Origin of the sequence: Mesorhizobium sp. C120A (assembly GCF_030323105.1) — a bacterium.
Classification (GTDB): Bacteria; Pseudomonadota; Alphaproteobacteria; order Rhizobiales; family Rhizobiaceae; genus Mesorhizobium.
The window spans coordinates 25,128-43,815 of sequence record NZ_CP100476.1 but is presented as its reverse complement, the minus strand read 5'-3'; the positions used below and the strand labels follow the sequence as shown (position 1 = coordinate 43,815).

Here is an 18,688-nt window from a genome sequence, read left to right as displayed (position 1 = left end):
CGGCGCGCAATCAGGCGCCGCCCGCTTTTCAAGATGCTCCGATATCTCCTAAACAAAATCGTCTTGGTGCTGCCGACGCTGATCGGCATCACCATCTGCGCCTTCGCTTTCGTCAGGCTGCTGCCCGGCGATCCCATTCTTGCCATGGCCGGCGAGCATGGCGTGTCGCCCGAGCGTTACGCGGAACTGAAGGAACAGTTCGGCTACAATTTGCCGATCTGGCAGCAATACGCGCATTATGTCCGCGATGCCGCGACCGGCAATTTCGGCGTGTCGATTTCGTCCAAGCGGCCGGTCATCGAAGATTTCATGACGCTCTTCCCGGCAACCGTCGAGCTCTCAGTCTTCGCCATGATCTTCGCCATGGTGCTGGCCATCCCGGCCGGCATCATTGCTGCGGTCAAACGCGGCTCCTGGTTCGACCAGGGGCTGATGGGCACCGCCCTTGTCGGCTATTCCATGCCGATTTTCTGGTGGGGTCTGCTGCTGATCATCTTTTTCTCCGGCTATCTCGGCTGGACCCCGGTTTCAGGACGCATCGGCCTTCAGTTCTTTATCAAGCCGATCACCGGCTTCCTGACCCTCGACAGCCTGCTCTACGGCAAATGGGATGCTTTCCGCTCGGCATTGAGCCACCTGGTGCTGCCGACAATTGTGCTCGGCACCATCCCGCTGGCGGTGATCGCGCGCCAGACGCGCTCGGCCATGCTCGAAGTGCTGGGCGAAGACTATGTGCGGACCGCCCGCGCCAAGGGCCTGTCGTCGTCCCGCGTCATCGGCGTGCATGCGCTGCGCAATGCGCTGATCCCGGTGGTCACCACCATCGGCCTGCAGGTCAGTACCCTGCTCGCCGGCGCCATTCTCACAGAAACCATCTTCGCCTGGCCGGGCATCGGCAAGTGGATGGTCGAATCCATATCCAAGCGCGACTATGTCGTCGTGCAGTCAGGCTTGCTGCTGATCGCCCTTATCGTCATGGCCGTGAACCTGATCGTCGACGTGCTTTATGCCGTCATCAACCCGCGCATCAGGGCGGCGTGATGAGCCAGTCGACCGAAATCGCCCCGATGGCCGCCGGCAACCCTGACCGACTGACCGGCTTCAGGACTTTCTGGCACTATTTCTCGGTAAACCGCGGCGCCGTCATCGGCCTGTTCGTCTTCATCCTTTTGGTGCTGGCCGCGCTCTTTGCACCGCTGCTCGCGCCCTATGCGCCCGACATCCAGGACAAGACCGCTTTCTTGCGTCCGCCGGCCTGGCAGGCAGGCGGCAGCATGGAATATCTGCTTGGCACCGACGCGGTCGGCCGCGACATGCTCTCGCGCCTGCTCTATGGCGCGCGTTTCTCGCTGCTCATCGGCGCCGTCGTGGTCACGCTGGCGCTTGTCGGCGGCATCACGCTCGGCCTTTTGGCTGGCTATTTCCGGGGCTGGGTCGACGTGGCGATCATGCGGGTCATGGATCTGATCCTGTCCTTCCCGTCGCTGCTCTTGGCGCTGGTTCTGGTCACCATCCTCGGCCCCGGCCTGTTCAACGCCATGCTGGCCATCGCGCTTGTCCTGCAACCCCACTTTGCCCGTCTGGTGCGCGCTGCCGTCATGGCCGAAAAGAGCCGCGAATATGTGGTCGCCGCCAAGGTCGCCGGCGCCGGCCATATAAGGCTTATGCTGCGCACCATCCTGCCCAACTGCCTGGCGCCGCTGATCGTGCAGGGCACGCTGTCCTTCTCCAACGCCATCCTGGAGGCGGCCGCTCTCGGCTTTCTCGGCCTTGGCGCCCAGCCGCCGACACCGGAATGGGGAACCATGCTCGCCTCGGCGCGTGAATTCATCCTGCGCGCCTGGTGGGTGGTGACCTTCCCCGGTCTGGCCATCCTCATCACCGTGCTTGCCATCAACCTGATCGGCGACGGTCTGCGCGATGCGCTCGATCCGAAGCTGAGGAGGTCGTAATGGCGCTGCTCGACATCCGCAATCTCGTCGTTGAGTTCCAGACCGCATCCGGCCCGTTCCGCGCGGTCGATGGCGTCTCGCTCCATGTGAACGAACGTGAAGTGCTGGCCATCGTCGGCGAATCCGGCTCCGGCAAGTCGGTGTCGATGTTGGCTGTGATGGGGCTGTTGCCGTGGACGGCGACGGTCACTGCCGACGAGATGAGCTTCAACGGCCGCGATCTCCTGAAGATGAGCCCGGCCGACCGGCGCAAGATCGTCGGCAAGGACATGTCGATGATCTTCCAGGAGCCGATGGCCAGTCTCAATCCGTGCTTCACCGTCGGCTTCCAGATCGAGGAGGTGCTGCGCTTCCATATGGGCATGGACAAGGCCCAGCGTCGCGAGCGCGCCATCGAATTGCTGACGCAGGTCGGCATTGCCGAGCCGGCCGAACGGCTGAACTCGTTCCCGCACCAGATGTCGGGCGGCCAGTGCCAGCGCGTCATGATCGCCATCGCCATTGCCTGCAATCCCAAGCTTCTGATCGCCGACGAGCCGACCACCGCGCTCGACGTCACCATCCAGAAGCAGATCCTCGACCTGCTGGTGTCGCTACAGGTCAAATACGGCATGGGCCTGATCATGATCACCCACAATATGGGCGTCGTGGCCGAGACCGCCGACCGCGTCATCGTCCAGTACAAGGGCCGCAAGATGGAAGAGGCCGACGTGCTGTCGCTGTTTGAATCGCCGAAGAGCAATTACACCCGCGCACTTTTGTCGGCGCTGCCGGATAATGCCGTCGGCGACCGGCTGCCGACCGTCTCGGACATGCTGTTCGAACCGGCTGCCGGGGGCGTCTGATGAGCATCAAGGTCGTCGAAGGCAAGGACATCGTGCGCGACTATCACGTCGGCGGCGGCCTGTTTCGCGGCGCGCGCACCGTGCATGCGGTCAAGGGCGTCTCGTTCAGCGTCGACAAGGGCAAGACGCTGGCCATCGTCGGTGAATCGGGCTGCGGCAAGTCAACGCTGGCGCGCATCATCACGCTGATCGATCCGGCAACGTCGGGCGAACTGTTCATCGACGGCAACAAGGTCGACATCGCAAGGAACGGCCTGACCAGGGAGATGCGCCGCAAGGTGCAGATCGTCTTCCAGAACCCTTACGGATCGCTCAATCCGCGCCAAAAGATCGGAGATGTGCTGGGCGAGCCGCTGCTCATCAACACCGACAAGCCGGCCGAAGAGCGGCGCGACCTCGCCATGAGGATGCTGAAGAAAGTCGGCCTCGGAACCGAGCACTACAATCGCTATCCTCACATGTTCTCGGGCGGCCAGCGCCAGCGCATCGCCATTGCCCGCGCGCTGATGCTGAACCCGAGCCTGCTGGTGCTTGACGAACCGGTCTCCGCGCTCGATCTTTCGGTGCAGGCGCAGGTGCTCAACCTGCTCGCCGACCTGCAGGACGAATTCCAGCTGACCTATGTCTTCATCAGCCACGATCTGTCGGTCGTGCGCTACATCGCCGACGATGTGATGGTGATGTATTTCGGCGAAGCCGTCGAATACGGCTCGCGCGAGGAGGTCTTCGCCGACCCCAAGCACAACTACACCAGGACGCTGTTCGCCGCGACGCCGCGCGCCGACGTCGCCTCGATCAAGGCGCGGCTGGCGAAGAAGAAGGCCGCCTGACCTCTCACCGAGAATTGTTTTTGAACAATCGGAAATGCGTCGCGGCGGTGGTTTGCCGGCAGGATTGATCGCGATCTGCGAGCTGCCGGGCGCAAGCCGCGTCGCAGGTTGGGGTGCGCCCCATCACTCACCCGCTCCGTGCTGGTAAAGCTCGTCCATGCTGAGCGTTGCCAGGGTTGCGAAGGGGGCCTGTTTTTTCACCCGACCGCGGCTCAAGATCACCACGTCGTCGCAGAACGATATGGTGCTGTAATGATGACTGATGACAATGGTGGTGCGGCGGCCGGCCCGCGATTTCAGCGTCTCGACAATAGCGGCTTCTGACAACCCATCCACCGCACTGGTGGCTTCGTCGAGGATGAGAATATCGGGATCGCGCACCAGCGCCCGCGCCAGGGCGATCCTTTGCCTTTGTCCGGCTGACAGGTTGATGCCCCGGTATCCGACCAGTGTCGCGTAGCCCTGCGGCAGGTGCTCGATGAATTGATGTGCCTCGGCCAGCCTTGCGGCGCGCATGGCGTCGCTGGCCGACGCCGTGTCGTAGCCGTAGATAATGTTTTCAAAAATGGTGCCATCGACCAGTTCCAGCTCCTGACTGGCCAGGGCAATGTTCCGCCGCCACTGGCTTGGGTCCACTTCATCGAGCGGTGCCCCATCGACGAGGATCCTGCCGCTGTCGGGTTTGACGAAGCGGCACAGGAGATTGACGATCGTCGTCTTGCCGGCGCCCGAGCGGCCGATCAGCGCCGTCGAGCGGCCGCTGCGGATGTCGAACACCGCCTTATGCAGCACCGCCTCGCGCGCGTCGGGGCCTGACAGGGGACCGGAATAGGCGAAGCTCACATCATCGAAGCTGATCCCTTGGCGCAAGCCGTCGAACGGCAGGCTGCCCTGCGGCGCCTCGGGCTTGTCGGAAGGATCGAGCAGCCATTGTACCTCCTCCAGCGAGCCGCTCATGCCTTGCAACTGACTCCAGGACATCTGCAAGGCCCGCATATGCGGCTGCAGTCGGTAGAGCAGGATGAGGAAGGCGACGGTCAGCGGGAAGCTTACATTCGCCAGCCAGGCTCCGATCACCACCGCCAGGAACAGCATCGCGTGCAATACCTCGGTCAGTGGCGGCAAGACGCCCTGGCGGATTGAAAGCACGAAAGCCGCCCGCCGCACCCCGTCGGACGCTTTGGCGAAGACCGCCTTTTCACGGTTCTCCTGCCCGAAGATGCGAATCAGGCGCCCGGCATGCACCAGATGCAGCATCTGCGACGCCAGTGCGCTGTTGCGCGAGACGACGCTGCGGCTCGGCGCCTTCAGATTGGACGACAAAACCCCGTGCGCCAGCTGGACAAGCGCCAGCCCTAGAGTCACCAGCAGCGTCATCTGCCAAGAGAGGAGCAGGAGGAAGGCGAGCAGGATGACGGCGGCCGAGGCACTGACGATCGCGCCGAGCAGGGCCTGGATAGCGTCGGATGCTCGCCAGGATTCGTTGGAGATGATGTTGAGCAGCCGCCCGGGGCTTTGCTGCAGGAAAAAGGGGTAGCCGACCCTGAGCAACTGCTCCGACAGTGCGCTACGGATCGAATAACCTGCCTTGCCGTAGATGTAGCTGGTCAGCAGAGTGTTGGCGAAGGCAAAGACATTTTTCAGTACGATCGAACCGAGGATCGCGGCCGAAATGGCGATCAGCCGCTGGCGCTCGCCGAGGTCCGCTCCAACCTGCTGGAGGAGGGCGGAGAAACCGGCCATGCCTGATGTTTCGCCACGTCCCATAATGATGCCAAGCAGCGGAATGATGAGACCGATGCCGAGGCCTTCCAGCGCGGCGCCCGCAAGCCCGAGCCCCACCACGACGGGAACGAGCCGCAACAGCCTGCCACCAAGCGCGCGGCGCAGCATTGGCAGGGCTGACGGAATCAGTGACATTATCGCGCTCTGGCCTCCGCGTTGGCTTCGCTGGCTTGTCGGTCGTGGCGCAGCGGCAGCCGTTTTGGCCATCCCATCATGACGAGCAGCGCAAATCTGGCGGCACCTGCCAGATTCATAACGACAATAGGCCAGTGCGACAGATCGAGGTCGCGGTCAAAGCGAGGACGGCCCGCCAGTTCCCTGAACGCGGCCCGCGCGGACCAATAGACATGGCGAAGCAGCCAAGGGGCGTGGCGGACATGTTTCAGGCACAGCGCACCATTACCGAGGCTATAGTCGCGGTGCAGCCTGTCGATCGACTTGCGGTCTCGCCGGCCGTGATGATGCAAGACCGTCATGTCGGGCACATACTCGACCGGCATGCCGAGCAGCATCGCCCGCACGAGATAATCAGTATCTTCAGCCGAGCGTAGCGGGCCACCAGCGCCGAAGCGTTCGTCGAACGAGCCGATGCGGGCCGCGACGTCGCGGTGCATGGTCATGTTGCAGCCGAGCACGAAGCCGCCGGGGTGGACCGCCGGGGTCAGCCGCTCGCTTGCCTCGCAGAGCTTTATGGTGAAGGGCAGGTCCCGGGCATCACCGAGCTCGACCCGGCCGCCGCGGATCAGCCACTTCTCGCCACTCCGGTAGTGCCGCTCCAGGTCGCGGAGATAGTCGCGGTCGAGCTTGCAGTCGTCGTCGACGAAGACCAGCACGCGGCCTCGCGCTCGCGCCAATCCGGCATTGCGGGCAGCGGCTAGTCCGGGGCGAGTCTCCGAGACGGCTGTGACTGGGATGTCGGAAGTTTCGGCGATAGCGGCCAGCCGCTTTGACGTGCCGTCCCGTGAACCATTATCGACCACCACCAACTCTGCCGCGAAGGTGGCGTGCACCCGGCATGCCGCCTGGATCGAGGCTATGCAAGCCTCCAGCACAGCGGCGCGGTCGCGCGTGCAGACGATGAAACTGACCTCGAGCGACGGCCGCTCCGATCGGGGAGATGTCGGGACAGGCGCACTCGCAAACTGGTGATCGCGCAGGAGCGGGTGGGGCCTGTCGGTCATACCAGTCCCCGCTGATAACGCGCAAGCACCGCTTCGGCCGGCGTGGTTTTGAAGAAGTAGGCCACCGCGTCCGCCCGCTTTCCGGCCCTTATCGAGAGCAGGCTGAGCCAAGGCGCCCAGATGCCGGGACGCAGCGCATATTGTTCGCGGCGCCGGATGAAATTCCATCTCGCCGTCCGCGTGAGCAATTCGTGGGTCAGCGGCGGTTCTCCTTCGTCGCCGACGAGTTGGTAGAGGAAATAGAACAGGTTCAGCGCGCCTGCCTCGAAGCTTGGCCGTGTGTCGGTCGGCAGCTCGGAAATCCGCTCTTCGAGCGCACGGATGAAATCGGCTGCGCGCGAAACCGTGTCGAAAGAGACGGCCTCGCCGATGTCGCGCAGATCCGCTGTGGTTTCCGCAAGCCCCTCACGCTCGAGATTTTCGGCCACGATCCGCAAATGCGTCCTGCGCATTTCCTTGGCATGCCGCATGGTCACGCTTCCCGCATGGATGCGATAGACGAGCAGGCTATCGGGCAATATGGTCGCCGGGAAACGGCCGGCAAGCCGTCTGAAGAGATCAAAATCCTCGGCATGTCTATATTTAGGATCGTAATAGAGATCGTTGTTCCCAATGACATTCCTGTTGTAGATCACCGTCGGATGTAAGAATATCGTAAAGAACATCGACAATATGTCGAGCCGGCCGAGGCGGAACACCGGGTCTAGCCTGCCTTTGGCGATACGGCCGTGAAGCAAGGTATCGACGCAGGCGCCGCAGAAGCCGAGATCGGGCCGCCGCTCGAACAGTGCGACCTGGCGCGAGAGGCGCCGGGGATAGGCGACATCGTCCGCATCCATTCGCGCAACAAGCTCGCCCTGGGCCAGTCGTAGCCCTTCATTGAGGGTGGCGACGAGGCCGCGGTTCTCACGCGAGATGACAGAAACGCGATTGTCTGCCCGGCGGTATCGTTCGAGAATCTCGAGCGAGTTGTCAGTCGATCCGTCATCGATAGCGATGACCTCCAGGCGATCGTAGTCTTGCCGCAGAATGCTCTCCAGCGCAGCGGTGAGATAAGGCCCGGCATTGTAGACCGGCAGCAGGACGGAGACGAGCGGCGCGGTGGTCATCTCTGCGCATCCGTTCGCCGGAGTTCGAGTGCGGCGCGGCCATCGGGGGATCCGCCGGGATAGGCGTCCGCCGCCCTGCCGAGCCAGCCGGCATCGCCAGAGCGTGCCTGGGAGCGGCGGCGCGCTACATAGGGGAAGCGGCGCTTGAGGCCGTTGAGCGGCTTTTCGAAAGCCGTCCACGAGATCGAAGCGACGGCGATCGTGGCGGCGCTCGCGACCAGGAAACGCCCTGGCCCCTGCTCCGAGACGTTGAGCGGGATCCAGGCCTGTGACTTGACGGCGAGCGACAGAAGGATCGGATGGTAAAGATAGACGCCGTAGCTGATGCGGCCCAGTGACAGCAGCGGTGGCAGTTCGAAAACCCTGCCGAGGACGCCGCCAAGGCCGGCTGAACAGGCGGCGACAACGGCCACCAGTGGCACCAGGGGCAGGATCTGCAGCAACGCCCAGCGGGCCCATTCCAGCATAGGATCGGCCGGCGCAGGGATAAGCCACTCAATCGCCAGGAAGACAGCCGCAAGGGCTGGCCAGCCTAGCCGCATCCATTGCGGCAGGCCGGCGCCTCTGGTCCGCCGGCAGGCAAGCAAAGCACCAAACGCCAGCGCGTCCATCGATGCTGGCGGCAGCAGGTCGCGCGCTAGCGCCGGGGTGGCGGTGATCGGCCAGTAGAAGCGATAGGCCAGCGACAACAGGATGACGCCGATAGTGATCGCTTCCACCCGCCGGCGGGGTGCGAGAAGCACGACCAGCGGCCAGGCGATATAGAACTGCTCCTCGATGCTCAGGCTCCAGAAATGGCAGAGTAGCCAGGGCGTCCATTCGTTGCGCAGCGCGTACCAAAAATTCGACAGGTAAAGCGCATGCCAGACGAGCGATCCACTGGACTGCTCCAGATCGGTCAGCCAGACGAACCCAAGCACGGCGAAATAGGGCGGGAATATGCGCAGCGCGCGCCTGATGTAGAAGGAACTCAATGCAGGGCCGGCTTTGAATTCGGCCGCGGCGCGCGCTTCGAGCAGCAGTCGTGTGATCAGGAAGCCGCTCAGCACAAAAAAAAGCCGCACCCCGATGTGGCCCCAAAAGGAGGACCCGTTGGGTGCAAGGAAATGGGAATAGAGAACCATCGTGACAGCGATGGCGCGCAGAGCGTCCAACTGATTGTCACGCGCGACCGCCATCAGCCATTTCCGCCGGTCTGAAATCTCCGATGAAGCCAGCGGCCCTGCATTCCGGGCCTCAGGTCGAGGCCTGCCAGCGTCGAGAGTGCGCCGACAACATCAAACCCGCGCCTTGTGCGCGGGGCAGCCTCGAAATCGGTGCTGGCCAGCGAAAAATTCAAGCTGATCAACTTGGCGGAATCCTCCACGGCGCACTTCCCAGTACCAAATCCCCCAAGAAATGGTGCAACCGGGCAATGGTGCAGTGCAACACAAAATATCTATCGAGCTGTAATATTTGTGTGAGTTAGTGCTAAAAATGGGTATGATTTGCGAGTGCGTTGCGTCGCTCAGGGTTTTTCACGTCCGCAATGCTGCATGAGCAGTAGTACCATGTCAGAAAAGGCACTGTTTAATTACACAACTATAATCCGGAGTGTCTGATATAGGTCAAAATTGACGAAGATTATTCTAAGATAGTGGTTTTGTATCTTATAAATTATGCTTGTATTGTCGGGTTCTCTAGGCTGTCGATCTTGCGCGATGCAGCATAGTCGATGGTCAAGCGTCTGACGACGCAATCCTGTGGCGGCGGCCATATGGCGGCGCATGTCGACGAGGCAGACAGGAAGTGCCGGTGTTGGCGTAGGGAGTGACGTGCATTAGCCTTGCACCTGCCGTCACGCTTGCGTCGGATGGAGAACTGGTGCCGCTTAGGTGACTCGAACACCTGACCCCATCATTACGAAACAGGTTTCCACCCTTTCTAGGCCATATCAGGACAGCGCAAACCGTTGCATTTGCGCGGTTCCGCCTTTGCACCTGATAGCATCAAACCGCCCTCTATCCCGTAAATCTGCTACCGATGTGCTACCAGACGTTGACAAATCGCAAACGCCTTCGTATTCATCATGCATAGCAGGCGTTTGCAATTCATCAAAGCGAGGTCTACCCATGCAGCATACCAATAAGGCCGCCACCGTGGTCGCCAAGCCGTCCGCCGTCTTTTCCGTTGAAGCGGACGCCGGTTCGTTCCGACGCGCCCTGGCCGCCCTCATGCCCTATGCCGAGCCCCGGAACACAATTCCGATTCTCGGATGCGTCACCCTCACCATGGACGCCACCGCGCAACGCCTCGGCGTCTCGCTGTTCGAAATCGACCTAGCGATTGAAACCACGCTCGCGGCCGAGGGGCGCGGTGAGGCCTTCGCGGTGCCGCTGCGCACCCTGGCGGCCTTCATGAACGGCGCCGATGGTGAGCGGGTCCAGATACGCAAGGCGGCCACCGACGAGCGCGTCACCTTCACCTGTGGCGATTTCAGCGCCGGCATTATCCCGATGCCTGCCGAGGATGCCCCGCGCCTCAACGGCCCGAATTTCAGCGACGCCGGCTTCCGCCGCGTGCCGCTCGCCGAGGGTGTCATGTCCTGGCTTCTCGGCCTCACCTTGCCGTTCGTATCGACCGAAGAAACGCGATACTACCTCAACGGCGTCGCCTTCGAATTTGGCGTTGACGACGACGGCATGTTGCGGGCCATCGCTACGGACGGCCACCGCCTCGGGTCGCGCCAGACGAAGACGACCGCGAACATCGTGAGCCGGCCGACCGTCATCATCCCGCGCGGCGCGATCAAGGCGGTCGCTCACCTCGCCGCCGGCAAAGAGGTTGTGCTTTGCGTGGATGACATGAAGGCCGAATTTAGCTTCGGCGATACCGTCATCCGTACTAAGGTCATCGACGGCACGTTCCCCGAGTGGCGCCGCGTCGTGCCCAAGGGGCCGTTCAAAGAGTTCGAACTAGACGCCGGCAAGATTGGCAAGCTGCACCGTGCCACGGGCGGCGTGAGGCGCGAGAGGCAAACGGCCGTCAAGGTGCAACCCTGTGAGGGCGGCATGTCCGTTTCCGCGAGCAACCCCGATTTCGGCGAGGTGTCAGCCGTCTTCCGTGGCGAGGCACCCGAGGGCGTTAGCGCGTTCGGCGTGAACAGCCGCTATTTCGCGGACATGGCAAAGGCCTTCGGGGCGAAGCGGATTCGGCTCGGCTTCACCGGCGCGGGCGACCCGCTCATGGTGAGCGCTGGCGGCCCTGCCGGCGAGTTCGCTGTGCTCATGCCTATGCGCGTGTAGCATGGCCGAGGAATCGAAAGGGCCGGCCGCCTCGGGCGCTTCTGGCACCGCATGGAACGACCCGAAGGTGCCAGGCCTTCGGCTTCGTTACTTCGCGAGTAAGGCGGTTTGGTATCTGTTCTACCGGACGAAGGTCGGCCGGCAGCGCAACATGAAGCTCGGCGATTTCCGATACCTGGCCCTCACCGCCGCCAGGACGAAGGCGAAAGATATCCTCGCCAAGGTCGCCAACGGTGAAGATCCCGCCGGGGAGAAGGCCGAGGCCGCCGCGCGGCCAACGATGGCCGAGCTTCGCGACAAGCACATGGAATACGCCGAGACGCGGAATAAACCCGGCTACCGTAAGGACAACGAAGGCCTCTATAACAACCATGTTTTGCCCCACTTCGGGGCCGGCAAGGCCGTGGCGGACGTGACCGAGGCCGAGGTCGAGGCCCTGCATTTCAAGATGCGGAAGACCCCGAGCCAGGCGAACCGGGTTGCCGCCCTGCTATCCAAGGGCTTCAACCTTTCCGAAAAATGGGGCTGGCGCCCGCGCAAATCGAACCCGGTTCATGTCGAGCGCTACAAAGAGCACAAAAGGAAACGGTTGCCTCAAGCCGACGAGGCGTTCCGCTTATTGCTTGCCATCAATGCGCTATGGGAAGCCAGCCCGTTTTTTGCCGGGCTGGTCGAGCTTCTATGTTTCACCGGCGCCCGCCGCAATGAGATACAGACGGCTAAGCGGTCATGGGTGAAGGCGGACGGCCTGCACCTTCCGGACTCCAAGACGGGCGAGAAGATCGTTCCGCTGTCCGCCCTGGCGCGCGAGGTCATCGCCAAGATACCCGAGGTGAAGGGCAACCCTTACCTGATCGTGGGGCGGCACGGCCGCAAGCATATGGTGAACGTCACGAAGCCATGGGCCGCGCTCATGAAGGCCGCCGGGATAGAGGAAAATCTAGTGCCGCATGATCTTCGGCGTTTCTTCGCCTCGGCCGGTTTGTCCGCCGGGCTGGACCTCACCCAAGTCGGCGGCTTGCTCGGGCACATGGATTCGCAGACAACCAAACGCTACGCCTACCTGCTCACCGGCGCCGCTCAAAAGATGGCGGACACGGCAGCGGAATCCGTCAAGGAAATTATGACGGGCGGCGGCAAAGTTGCGGTATTGCGGCGTTGATAGGGGACTATGCGAAATGTATATTCACGACATGACAAACGCCGCAGACGATCAACGTGAATTCGAATTGCTCTTTGAGAAATCAGGGCTTGAACAGAAACAGCTTGCCGGGCTTCTCGGCAAGACGCCGGTTCAAGTGAACCGCTGGCTACGGGACCGCCAGGACAGCGGAGTCCCGCCCTTTTATGCAATCAACTTTTTGCGGATCTATTTGATGCTGCCGGCCTCGGCACGGGCGCATTTGCCAATGCGAGTTACCGGCGGCGCCGCCAAGGCGGCTTAGTGCTTCTCGGCCTTTTGCGCCGAGTTATCCAGCCATTTGTCGAGCCGGTCGCCGAGCCGATCGATTGATTGCACGATCCGCTCTTCCACCTGGCGAATAGAGGCGTTCGTTGCGAACTTCTCGGCTGCGGCAAGCTTGTATTCCGCCAGTTCGTGGGCGGTCTTGCCGCGCACCTCTTCCGCCTTTTCAGTGGCCTTTTCGACCTTGAGGTTCGCCAGGGCCACGGACGCGGCCAGCGATGTAATTTGCTTGCCCATATCGTCCTCAAGCTTCTCGATTGCCTTGGTGTTTTCCTGCCCTTTGGCACGTACCGCATACCATGCGCCTATACCGGAGCCCGCCAGCACAACGATAGTGATCAGCGTAGGAATGCCCACGGTCATATCAAATTGCAGCATAATCTTAGAGCCCCGCATTCCATTCGCGGACGCCATCAACCTGGCCCGAGCACTTATCAAGCCCGGCCTCATTGACGTCGCCGCGCACCGCAAAATCTTCTGTGATCCACGGGCCGGCCTTTTGCCATTTCTTCGGGCACGGCTGAATCAAGTATGCCGGCACCTTCTCCCGAACCGTCACGGTTTTGACGACGACCACCGGCTTAGGGGTAAAGCTTGCGCACGCTGTCAGGGACAGGAGTATTGAGATAAGTGCGAGCGTTTTCATCTTTGCCTTTCAGGTCGGCCCGAGCCGTGGTTTTTTCGATCAATGCGTCGTTGGCAGCGGCCAGCTTCAAGCCGAGATCCGCCGCAATCTTGTCGTTGGCGGCGTCCTGCTTTTGCATCCGCTCTATGGTGTCTGAGCTAACCTTGTTGGCGTCCACCGCCTTATCGAGGCTGGCTTGCACCCGAGCGGTTTCCGCCTCGGCTGCGATGGCGTTGCCACGATAGACGGCCGCCGTAGCGAAGAGCCCGAGGAAGGCGAGTGTCACCAAGCCGGCAATGATGAGTTTCAATTGCATCACCACACCCACCAGATGAGAAAGCCAGCGATGACGGCGAGGGCGGCGGCGCCAACGACTCGCAGAAAGCGGTCGAATGCCGGGATAACAAGATTGATGAAGCCTTCCATCACTTCACCTTTCGAGGCCAGATACGCAAAGCTCGGCCTCGCCGATGCGCTGCGCGTCACCCATTTCGCGGCGAAGCACCAAGCCCTTGACGACCTGGCGTTGTTTGCCCTTGCCGGCCTTGTTGAAGGCGGTTTGCGCCAGGCAGGCCGTGTAGTAGTCGCCGGAACGGGTAAAGTCGGCGGCACGGGAGCCGCACAATCCCGAGCGCTTTTCTCTCGACCCGACGCCGAAGTTGTAGGCGCCTGAAATGAGCGCGGCTTGAAGGCTGATCGGCTTGGTGTCGAAACCGGCAATGCACTTCGTCAACGGCACGTAATAATCGCGGGTCACGCGCTCGATCAGTAGGTCGTGACACTGCGCCGCCGTGAACCTCATACCGGGTTTCACGGGCTTGCCGTCTATCAGGGTGTCGCCGTGGCAGATGTCCCACCTGTTGGAATAGCGGTCCCAATGCGACGTTAGAACCAAGCCCTCCCAGGGCATGATTGCGGCATCAACGGCAAGCTGCACGGCCGCCGGGATTGGCTCGGGCTTCGCAACAATATATCGGCCGCCTACCAGGGATGCGACCGCCGTGACGGCAGCAATAGCCGCGCGCGCGCGGTTGCTCGATTTGATCTTACCTACGGGCATGACGGCGGCGCCTCTTTCCTGAAACGGATTCTTGGGGAATGAAACGGAAGACACCCGCCAGCGCGGAGAAGATCCCGGCGAGCGCACCGAACACCGGAGTCGGTATCGGCAGGTAGCCGTTGAAGTAGGGCCAAGCGGTGTCGAGAAAGAACAGCAAGCCGGACACGGCGCCGGCAAGGTTGAGGTGAAAGGAATAGGCGCGGAGCGCTACCTTTCGTGCGTTCGGAATGAGCCGAGGGAAGAGCTTCACGGCGTTGCCCCTTCGCTCGGAACATCGATAATGAAGCCATCGGTCGGCGCGGTAGGCTCCACCGGCTCGGCCGGGGCATCCGGGTCGATCTTGTCGTCATCCGTGGGCTTGGTTTTCTTGACGCTGCCCGGAACGTCCGCCTGCTTCTCGGCGAACAATTCAGCGTCAATCGCGGTCTTGTAGCCGCTGCCATTGAAGACGTGCGACGCGCTCTTGATCCGCCAGGCCGCCGGGATATAGGGGCGGAACTTGGACAGCGTTAGCTTTGCCTCGGCTTGGACCGATGGGCGGCCCACGGGCAGCGTGCAAGAGAACGAAGCTTTGCCGCGAGCGCTCTTGTTCTTGTAGGAGTCGGCGGCGGCCTGTGCCTCGGCTTCGTTATGATAGGTGTAGCGAAGATCATGGAACGGCTCTTTGCCGACCGTGGATTCCTTCGTCTCGCCGGTGCGGATGTCGGTCCAGAAAGCGCGGACACCGCCCTTTTCCTCGGCGTCGCCGTCTTCGTCATCGGGGGCGTCGATTATGGACTCGCCTTCGGTCTGCCCCGAGGCGGTGTCGCCAGCGGCGCCGGCCGCACCTTGAGCCGAGGAACCGCCGCCACCGCCAACGCCGCCAGCCTCGCCGGCTTCGTCTCTGGCCGAGTATTTGAAATTCCACGTCTCGCAATCGGACTCGACAAGTGTGATCGCGGGAAGCTCGGCGCCCGTGACGGCCTTCCCGGTGCCGCGCTTCGCAACCGCCAGTTTGCCGGCCACCGGCCTGGCGACGCCGTCATGCATCGCGGCGAGCCGGGTAGCGAAAGACATGTCCGACTCGTTGCGCTGATCGATATGGCGCATGACGATGCCGGACAGCGCCGGGTCAATCTTGGCCTCATAGCCGTTTCGGCCGGCGATTTCCTGCATGATCGCGCCGACCGTCTTTTGATGGTAGCTCTTCGTTTTCGGGGTGCGAAACGACTTCGGCATAGCTGCCGCCCGGCCCGTTACCTTGAGTACCCGAGGCGGCGAAGACACGTCCAGGTCGTCAATGAGGTACGGCCCGAACGTGGCGGACTCGCCCTCGCGAAAGCCCATCGTGACGGTGAGGGTTGAGCCGATGAGAGGCAGCGCCGCAACGGCGCCGTCGCTCCACCTGGCGCGGTCGTCAAGCTCGATTGTGACGCGGTCGGATTTGTCTTCCGCTTCGTCATGGCACTCAATGGACAAGAGCCGGTCGGCGAGGGCGCCGGTGATATCGGCGCCGTTGGAAGATATCGAGGCGAACGGGGTCATGGCCTAACCCCAAATCCGAACTATCGGGGTAGCTTCCGGGCGCGGAAGTTCCGGCAGATTGACGAGAGTTCCCGCCGCGAGCACTGGCCCCATGGCGGCGAGGCCTTGGTTTGCCTCATAGACCCGTTCAGCAGCAAGCGGTTGCTGGCCCTTCTCATAGAAGCGCCAGCAAATTTCATCGACCATGTCGCCGTCGCTGGCGCGGTAGCTGTCCACTTGCACACCTGTTTGCAATTCGCGAACACCATACCCGAACCGGCCGGGACGCCGTACCCACGATGAGGGGAACGGACCCTAGAACAGGCCGCCGTCGACGCCGTAGCTCTTGAGGTCAATACTGAATTCCTGCTTTCGAAATGCGCCGTTGTCGAAGAAGATGGTTTGCGTTTCATTGACGCCAGCGATCACATAAAGCCCGAAGATGCGGCCGAGGCCGGAAACCATCATTTGCGGGGCGCCTATCGCCGCGATGGCGCGCATGGAATCCAACTGCCCGAGGCCGCCGCGAAAGCCTGGGTAAATCGTGCCGCTCAAGCTGAATGTCGTCGTGCCCGCGCCGATGAACTGCATAGCGGGGGCGCGGCCGATGCGGGCCGCCTCTTCCCATCGGTATTCATCACCACGCTCTAGCGATTGGTAGGCCGCCGTTGACAGGCTGAAACGAAACGGCCCGAGGCCCATCATCGTAGACATGGCATCAATCCGATAGGCTCGATTGCAGATTTGCGGCGTGCTTGGCTTGAGCCGCGCCGATGGCGCGCGTGACCATGCCTTGCGCCTCGGCCGGCGTCATGCCTTGCACGTTCACGGTGATGCCGCCCACGTTGAGCGGCGCATTGATCTGTTGCGGCTCATGAGCAATCAAGGGCTCGGACATTTGAATGCTGCCCGTGGTGATCGCGCCGGCTTCGACCTTGTCAGTCTTCTCGCCGCTGCCTTGCTTAACGATGTCGCCAATCGGTTTCATGAGGTCACGCCACGCCGAGGCGAAGCCTTCCATCATGCCGCCGGTGTCCATAGGCCGAACGGTAGGCGCGAAGCCAGGCGAGGGCGCCGGGGCGCGTTCCGTTGCCGGTGGCACCAATCCGCCAACGGTTCGACCGGCGCGCGCTGCGGGGCCGGCTGGCCCCTCTGGAAGCTTGGCCGCGCTCAAATCAAACCCGAGCTTGCTCTTGATACTTTCGGGAAGCCAACCAATGAGGTCGTTGACCGCGCCTTTCAGCCAGGCCACGACATCGCCCCACTTCGATTTGAGGCCTTGCCAGATGGAGTCCACCATGGCGGCGCCAACGTCATAGAGCTTGATCGGAATGGACTGGATATAGGCAACCGCCGAGGCGAACAGCCCGGTTACATAGGTCCAGAAATCGCCGAAGAACTTGGCGATGGAATCCCAATTTTCATAGATCAGGTACGCGACCCTAGCGACGGCAGTTGCGAGGGCAATGAATATCAAAACAGGCGCCGAAAGGGCGGCGATGGCGACCCCAAGGCTGACCAGCGCGGCGCCTACGGCCACAAGGGCAGCGATGAGCGGCGCCGCCGTCCACGCACCCAAGGCGATGAGCGTCGCTTGCATTGGGCCGCCGAGGAAATCCACCACGGGCCGGATGGCAGCAAGAAATGAGTTGAAGTTAGCCGCGACCTTGCTGATCTCTTGCCGGATATCCGACGCCGGATTCATGAGGTCGCGAAGCACTTGCGCGAACGTCTTGACCCATTCCGAGATAGTGGACCGGACAAGCCCCGCGTTGGCGTCAAACCATTTCGTGGTCGTCTCGATAACCTCATTCAGGACCGGCAATAGCTGGACCCCGAGGAAGAGCTTAAGGCCGTTGACGCGGATCAAGAGGGCGTCAAGGTTGTCGCCGAACTTGTCGGCCGCCGCCGCCGCGCCCGCGCTCATGACGGACCCGGTAAGCCTGGCCTCATGGCGCATATCTTTGAGGCCTTCGGCACCATCCGTAAGCATCTTAACCAAATCGACCCCGGACTTGCCGAAGAGTTGGAACGCCAAGGCGTTGCGCCGCAACGGGTCTTTGATCTTTGACAGACCGGTAAGGGTGTCGTCCAGGATGGCTTCGGTCGACCGCATCTTGCCGTTAGTATCTTTCAACGGGATGCCGAGCGCCTTGAAGCTCTTCGCCATCGTCTTGTTGCCCTTGGTGGCCTGCGAAGCGTTGATGCCGAGCTTCTGAATTCCCTTGGTGAGGGACTCTTGTTCGATCCCGCTCATTTTCGCGGCGAATCGGTATTCCTGCAGCGCCTCAACCCCGATGCCGAGTTTGAACGAAGCTTCGCCGATCTCGCTGCCGAGGTCCGACGCGCTCTTCGCCAGCGCGAAGGCGCCAGCAACGGCACCCGAGGCGCCGAGGCCGAGTAGTGAGACGAAGGAAGCGAGGCGGCCGGTCGTGCGGGCCAGGCCAGCGCCAAGGCCCTGCAGGCTTCGCCCGAGGCGACTTACAGAAGCGCCGATGCGGTCGAAGCCTAGACGAGCGCTCAGTGCGGACAGCCGCGCCTGTAGCCGCTTAATCGGCCCGGTGATACGGTCGATGAGCGTGAGCTTGACGAATGCTTCGGCTTCGGGCTTCCCGGCCATTACGTTTTTGCCTTACCAGCGCGGGCGGCGGCCAGGGCGCGCCACATGACGATTTCCGAAAGGTCCATTTCCCACATTTCGGACGGCGGCCAGTGGAAGATAGAAGCAATATCCGCCATGAGGTTGGAGACGGACTCGAGCGTTACGCTCGCTTCCGCCTCCCCATAAAACCCTCAATGATCTTGCCGAGCCCGTCGATGTCTTCGGCGTCCAAAAGGTCGAACGCCTCGGGCGGCCAGCCGGCAAGCTGACAGATGATGTAAGCCGTCTTGTCGATGTCCGATTCTTGGCGGTCCATACCGCGAATGTCTTTGCCCTTGATGCGGCGCAAAACCGCTTCGGTCACTTCCCTGCCTTCGATGGTGATGGATTCAACCAGCGGGTGACGGACTTGCTTTCGAATGTCAGTTGTCATGTCTCATGCTTCCC

General features: G+C 62.0%; 23 protein-coding genes. 7 read left to right on the top strand and 16 right to left on the bottom strand.

What is annotated here, in order from left to right:
- Positions 1–33: 33 nt before the first annotated feature.
- Genes NL532_RS00265 through NL532_RS00250 form a run of 4 tightly spaced genes read left to right on the top strand, consistent with a single transcriptional unit; the run spans position 34 to position 3,627 of the window.
- Positions 34–1,041, top strand: a complete 1,008-nt coding sequence (locus NL532_RS00265; RefSeq protein WP_023692619.1) for an ABC transporter permease subunit — start codon at positions 34–36, stop codon at positions 1,039–1,041.
- Between the two features lie 26 nt (positions 1,042–1,067).
- A complete protein-coding gene (locus tag NL532_RS00260; protein ID WP_050485757.1) occupies positions 1,068–1,952 on the top strand; it encodes an ABC transporter permease subunit in 885 nt (294 codons plus the stop codon).
- Positions 1,952–2,797, top strand: coding sequence for an ABC transporter ATP-binding protein (locus NL532_RS00255; protein WP_023696764.1), 846 nt, complete (start codon positions 1,952–1,954; stop codon positions 2,795–2,797). Before NL532_RS00260 ends, NL532_RS00255 begins: the two co-directional genes overlap by 1 nt.
- Complete coding sequence (locus NL532_RS00250) at positions 2,797–3,627, top strand: dipeptide ABC transporter ATP-binding protein (protein ID WP_023682050.1); 831 nt, start codon at positions 2,797–2,799, stop codon at positions 3,625–3,627. Before NL532_RS00255 ends, NL532_RS00250 begins: the two co-directional genes overlap by 1 nt.
- Before the next feature lie 123 nt (positions 3,628–3,750).
- On the opposite strand, the gene NL532_RS00245 is transcribed toward NL532_RS00250, so the two are convergent.
- Genes NL532_RS00245 through NL532_RS00225 form a run of 5 tightly spaced genes read right to left on the bottom strand, consistent with a single transcriptional unit; the run spans position 3,751 to position 9,068 of the window.
- Positions 3,751–5,547, bottom strand: coding sequence for an ABC transporter ATP-binding protein (locus NL532_RS00245; protein ID WP_031202805.1), 1,797 nt, complete (start codon positions 5,545–5,547; stop codon positions 3,751–3,753).
- A complete protein-coding gene (locus NL532_RS00240) occupies positions 5,547–6,593 on the bottom strand; it encodes a glycosyltransferase family 2 protein (RefSeq protein WP_023828546.1) in 1,047 nt (348 codons plus the stop codon). The genes NL532_RS00245 and NL532_RS00240 overlap by 1 nt, the downstream gene beginning before the upstream one ends.
- Complete coding sequence (locus NL532_RS00235) at positions 6,590–7,702, bottom strand: glycosyltransferase family 2 protein (RefSeq protein WP_023828545.1); 1,113 nt, start codon at positions 7,700–7,702, stop codon at positions 6,590–6,592. The genes NL532_RS00240 and NL532_RS00235 overlap by 4 nt, the downstream gene beginning before the upstream one ends.
- Positions 7,699–8,880: an acyltransferase family protein gene (locus tag NL532_RS00230; protein ID WP_023828544.1), complete on the bottom strand. Its 1,182-nt coding sequence runs from the start codon at positions 8,878–8,880 to the stop codon at positions 7,699–7,701. The genes NL532_RS00235 and NL532_RS00230 overlap by 4 nt, the downstream gene beginning before the upstream one ends.
- Positions 8,880–9,068 (bottom strand): hypothetical protein, encoded by a 189-nt coding sequence (locus NL532_RS00225; protein ID WP_023682045.1) that lies wholly within the window; start codon positions 9,066–9,068, stop codon positions 8,880–8,882. The genes NL532_RS00230 and NL532_RS00225 overlap by 1 nt, the downstream gene beginning before the upstream one ends.
- Positions 9,069–9,813: 745 nt before the next feature.
- Here NL532_RS00225 and NL532_RS00220 point away from each other — a divergent pair.
- Genes NL532_RS00220 through NL532_RS00210 form a run of 3 tightly spaced genes read left to right on the top strand, consistent with a single transcriptional unit; the run spans position 9,814 to position 12,431 of the window.
- Entirely contained in the window at positions 9,814–10,986 is a 1,173-nt protein-coding gene (locus NL532_RS00220; RefSeq protein WP_023828543.1) for a DNA polymerase III subunit beta, read from the top strand.
- A gap of 1 nt (position 10,987) precedes the next feature.
- Positions 10,988–12,148: a tyrosine-type recombinase/integrase gene (locus NL532_RS00215; RefSeq protein ID WP_023828542.1), complete on the top strand. Its 1,161-nt coding sequence runs from the start codon at positions 10,988–10,990 to the stop codon at positions 12,146–12,148.
- A 16-nt stretch (positions 12,149–12,164) separates the two neighbouring features.
- On the top strand, positions 12,165–12,431 hold the full coding sequence (locus tag NL532_RS00210) for a helix-turn-helix domain-containing protein (protein WP_023828541.1): 267 nt from the start codon (positions 12,165–12,167) through the stop codon (positions 12,429–12,431).
- On the opposite strand, the gene NL532_RS00205 is transcribed toward NL532_RS00210, so the two are convergent.
- The 11 genes from NL532_RS00205 to NL532_RS00155 all read right to left on the bottom strand — a co-directional run bounded on the left by NL532_RS00205 (position 12,428) and on the right by NL532_RS00155 (position 18,674).
- Positions 12,428–12,829 carry a hypothetical protein gene (locus tag NL532_RS00205; RefSeq protein WP_023828540.1) on the bottom strand — a complete coding sequence of 134 codons (402 nt, stop codon included), beginning with the start codon at positions 12,827–12,829 and terminating at the stop codon, positions 12,428–12,430. The two genes, NL532_RS00210 and NL532_RS00205, sit on opposite strands and share 4 nt — an antisense overlap.
- Before the next feature lie 4 nt (positions 12,830–12,833).
- Positions 12,834–13,028 carry a hypothetical protein gene (locus NL532_RS00200; protein ID WP_023828539.1) on the bottom strand — a complete coding sequence of 65 codons (195 nt, stop codon included), beginning with the start codon at positions 13,026–13,028 and terminating at the stop codon, positions 12,834–12,836.
- A gap of 4 nt (positions 13,029–13,032) precedes the next feature.
- A complete protein-coding gene (locus tag NL532_RS00195) occupies positions 13,033–13,386 on the bottom strand; it encodes a hypothetical protein (protein ID WP_155923767.1) in 354 nt (117 codons plus the stop codon).
- 120 nt (positions 13,387–13,506) lie between these two features.
- Positions 13,507–14,136 (bottom strand): glycoside hydrolase family protein, encoded by a 630-nt coding sequence (locus tag NL532_RS00190; protein ID WP_023828536.1) that lies wholly within the window; start codon positions 14,134–14,136, stop codon positions 13,507–13,509.
- Positions 14,123–14,386, bottom strand: coding sequence for a DUF7940 domain-containing protein (locus NL532_RS00185; RefSeq protein WP_155923765.1), 264 nt, complete (start codon positions 14,384–14,386; stop codon positions 14,123–14,125). The genes NL532_RS00190 and NL532_RS00185 overlap by 14 nt, the downstream gene beginning before the upstream one ends.
- Positions 14,383–15,660 carry a phage late control D family protein gene (locus NL532_RS00180; RefSeq protein WP_023828535.1) on the bottom strand — a complete coding sequence of 426 codons (1,278 nt, stop codon included), beginning with the start codon at positions 15,658–15,660 and terminating at the stop codon, positions 14,383–14,385. Before NL532_RS00180 ends, NL532_RS00185 begins: the two co-directional genes overlap by 4 nt.
- Before the next feature lie 3 nt (positions 15,661–15,663).
- Positions 15,664–15,876: a tail protein X gene (locus tag NL532_RS00175; protein ID WP_023828534.1), complete on the bottom strand. Its 213-nt coding sequence runs from the start codon at positions 15,874–15,876 to the stop codon at positions 15,664–15,666.
- A 78-nt stretch (positions 15,877–15,954) separates the two neighbouring features.
- Positions 15,955–16,353, bottom strand: a complete 399-nt coding sequence (locus NL532_RS00170) for a phage tail protein (protein ID WP_023828533.1) — start codon at positions 16,351–16,353, stop codon at positions 15,955–15,957.
- Positions 16,354–16,357: 4 nt separating this feature from the next.
- Positions 16,358–18,259, bottom strand: coding sequence for a phage tail tape measure protein (locus NL532_RS00165; RefSeq protein ID WP_023828532.1), 1,902 nt, complete (start codon positions 18,257–18,259; stop codon positions 16,358–16,360).
- Complete coding sequence (locus NL532_RS00160) at positions 18,259–18,378, bottom strand: GpE family phage tail protein (protein WP_023828531.1); 120 nt, start codon at positions 18,376–18,378, stop codon at positions 18,259–18,261. Before NL532_RS00160 ends, NL532_RS00165 begins: the two co-directional genes overlap by 1 nt.
- Positions 18,379–18,401: 23 nt before the next feature.
- Entirely contained in the window at positions 18,402–18,674 is a 273-nt protein-coding gene (locus NL532_RS00155; RefSeq protein ID WP_031202800.1) for a phage tail assembly protein, read from the bottom strand.
- Positions 18,675–18,688: the final 14 nt, after the last annotated feature.

What these genes read in the sequence shown, in the direction of transcription:
- NL532_RS00265 (WP_023692619.1), top strand. Translation starts at nt 34, where the DNA reads ATGCTCCGATATCTCCTAAACAAAATCGTCTTGGTGCTGCCGACGCTG.
- NL532_RS00260 (WP_050485757.1), top strand. Translation starts at nt 1,068, where the DNA reads ATGGCCGCCGGCAACCCTGACCGACTGACCGGCTTCAGGACTTTCTGG.
- NL532_RS00255 (WP_023696764.1), top strand. Translation starts at nt 1,952, where the DNA reads ATGGCGCTGCTCGACATCCGCAATCTCGTCGTTGAGTTCCAGACCGCA.
- NL532_RS00250 (WP_023682050.1), top strand. Translation starts at nt 2,797, where the DNA reads ATGAGCATCAAGGTCGTCGAAGGCAAGGACATCGTGCGCGACTATCAC.
- NL532_RS00245 (WP_031202805.1), bottom strand. Translation starts at nt 5,547, where the DNA reads ATGTCACTGATTCCGTCAGCCCTGCCAATGCTGCGCCGCGCGCTTGGT.
- NL532_RS00240 (WP_023828546.1), bottom strand. Translation starts at nt 6,593, where the DNA reads ATGACCGACAGGCCCCACCCGCTCCTGCGCGATCACCAGTTTGCGAGT.
- NL532_RS00235 (WP_023828545.1), bottom strand. Translation starts at nt 7,702, where the DNA reads ATGACCACCGCGCCGCTCGTCTCCGTCCTGCTGCCGGTCTACAATGCC.
- NL532_RS00230 (WP_023828544.1), bottom strand. Translation starts at nt 8,880, where the DNA reads ATGGCGGTCGCGCGTGACAATCAGTTGGACGCTCTGCGCGCCATCGCT.
- NL532_RS00220 (WP_023828543.1), top strand. Translation starts at nt 9,814, where the DNA reads ATGCAGCATACCAATAAGGCCGCCACCGTGGTCGCCAAGCCGTCCGCC.
- NL532_RS00215 (WP_023828542.1), top strand. Translation starts at nt 10,988, where the DNA reads ATGGCCGAGGAATCGAAAGGGCCGGCCGCCTCGGGCGCTTCTGGCACC.
- NL532_RS00210 (WP_023828541.1), top strand. Translation starts at nt 12,165, where the DNA reads ATGTATATTCACGACATGACAAACGCCGCAGACGATCAACGTGAATTC.
- NL532_RS00205 (WP_023828540.1), bottom strand. Translation starts at nt 12,829, where the DNA reads ATGCTGCAATTTGATATGACCGTGGGCATTCCTACGCTGATCACTATC.
- NL532_RS00190 (WP_023828536.1), bottom strand. Translation starts at nt 14,136, where the DNA reads ATGCCCGTAGGTAAGATCAAATCGAGCAACCGCGCGCGCGCGGCTATT.
- NL532_RS00180 (WP_023828535.1), bottom strand. Translation starts at nt 15,660, where the DNA reads ATGACCCCGTTCGCCTCGATATCTTCCAACGGCGCCGATATCACCGGC.
- NL532_RS00170 (WP_023828533.1), bottom strand. Translation starts at nt 16,353, where the DNA reads ATGTCTACGATGATGGGCCTCGGGCCGTTTCGTTTCAGCCTGTCAACG.
- NL532_RS00165 (WP_023828532.1), bottom strand. Translation starts at nt 18,259, where the DNA reads ATGGCCGGGAAGCCCGAAGCCGAAGCATTCGTCAAGCTCACGCTCATC.
- NL532_RS00160 (WP_023828531.1), bottom strand. Translation starts at nt 18,378, where the DNA reads ATGGCGGATATTGCTTCTATCTTCCACTGGCCGCCGTCCGAAATGTGG.
- NL532_RS00155 (WP_031202800.1), bottom strand. Translation starts at nt 18,674, where the DNA reads ATGACAACTGACATTCGAAAGCAAGTCCGTCACCCGCTGGTTGAATCC.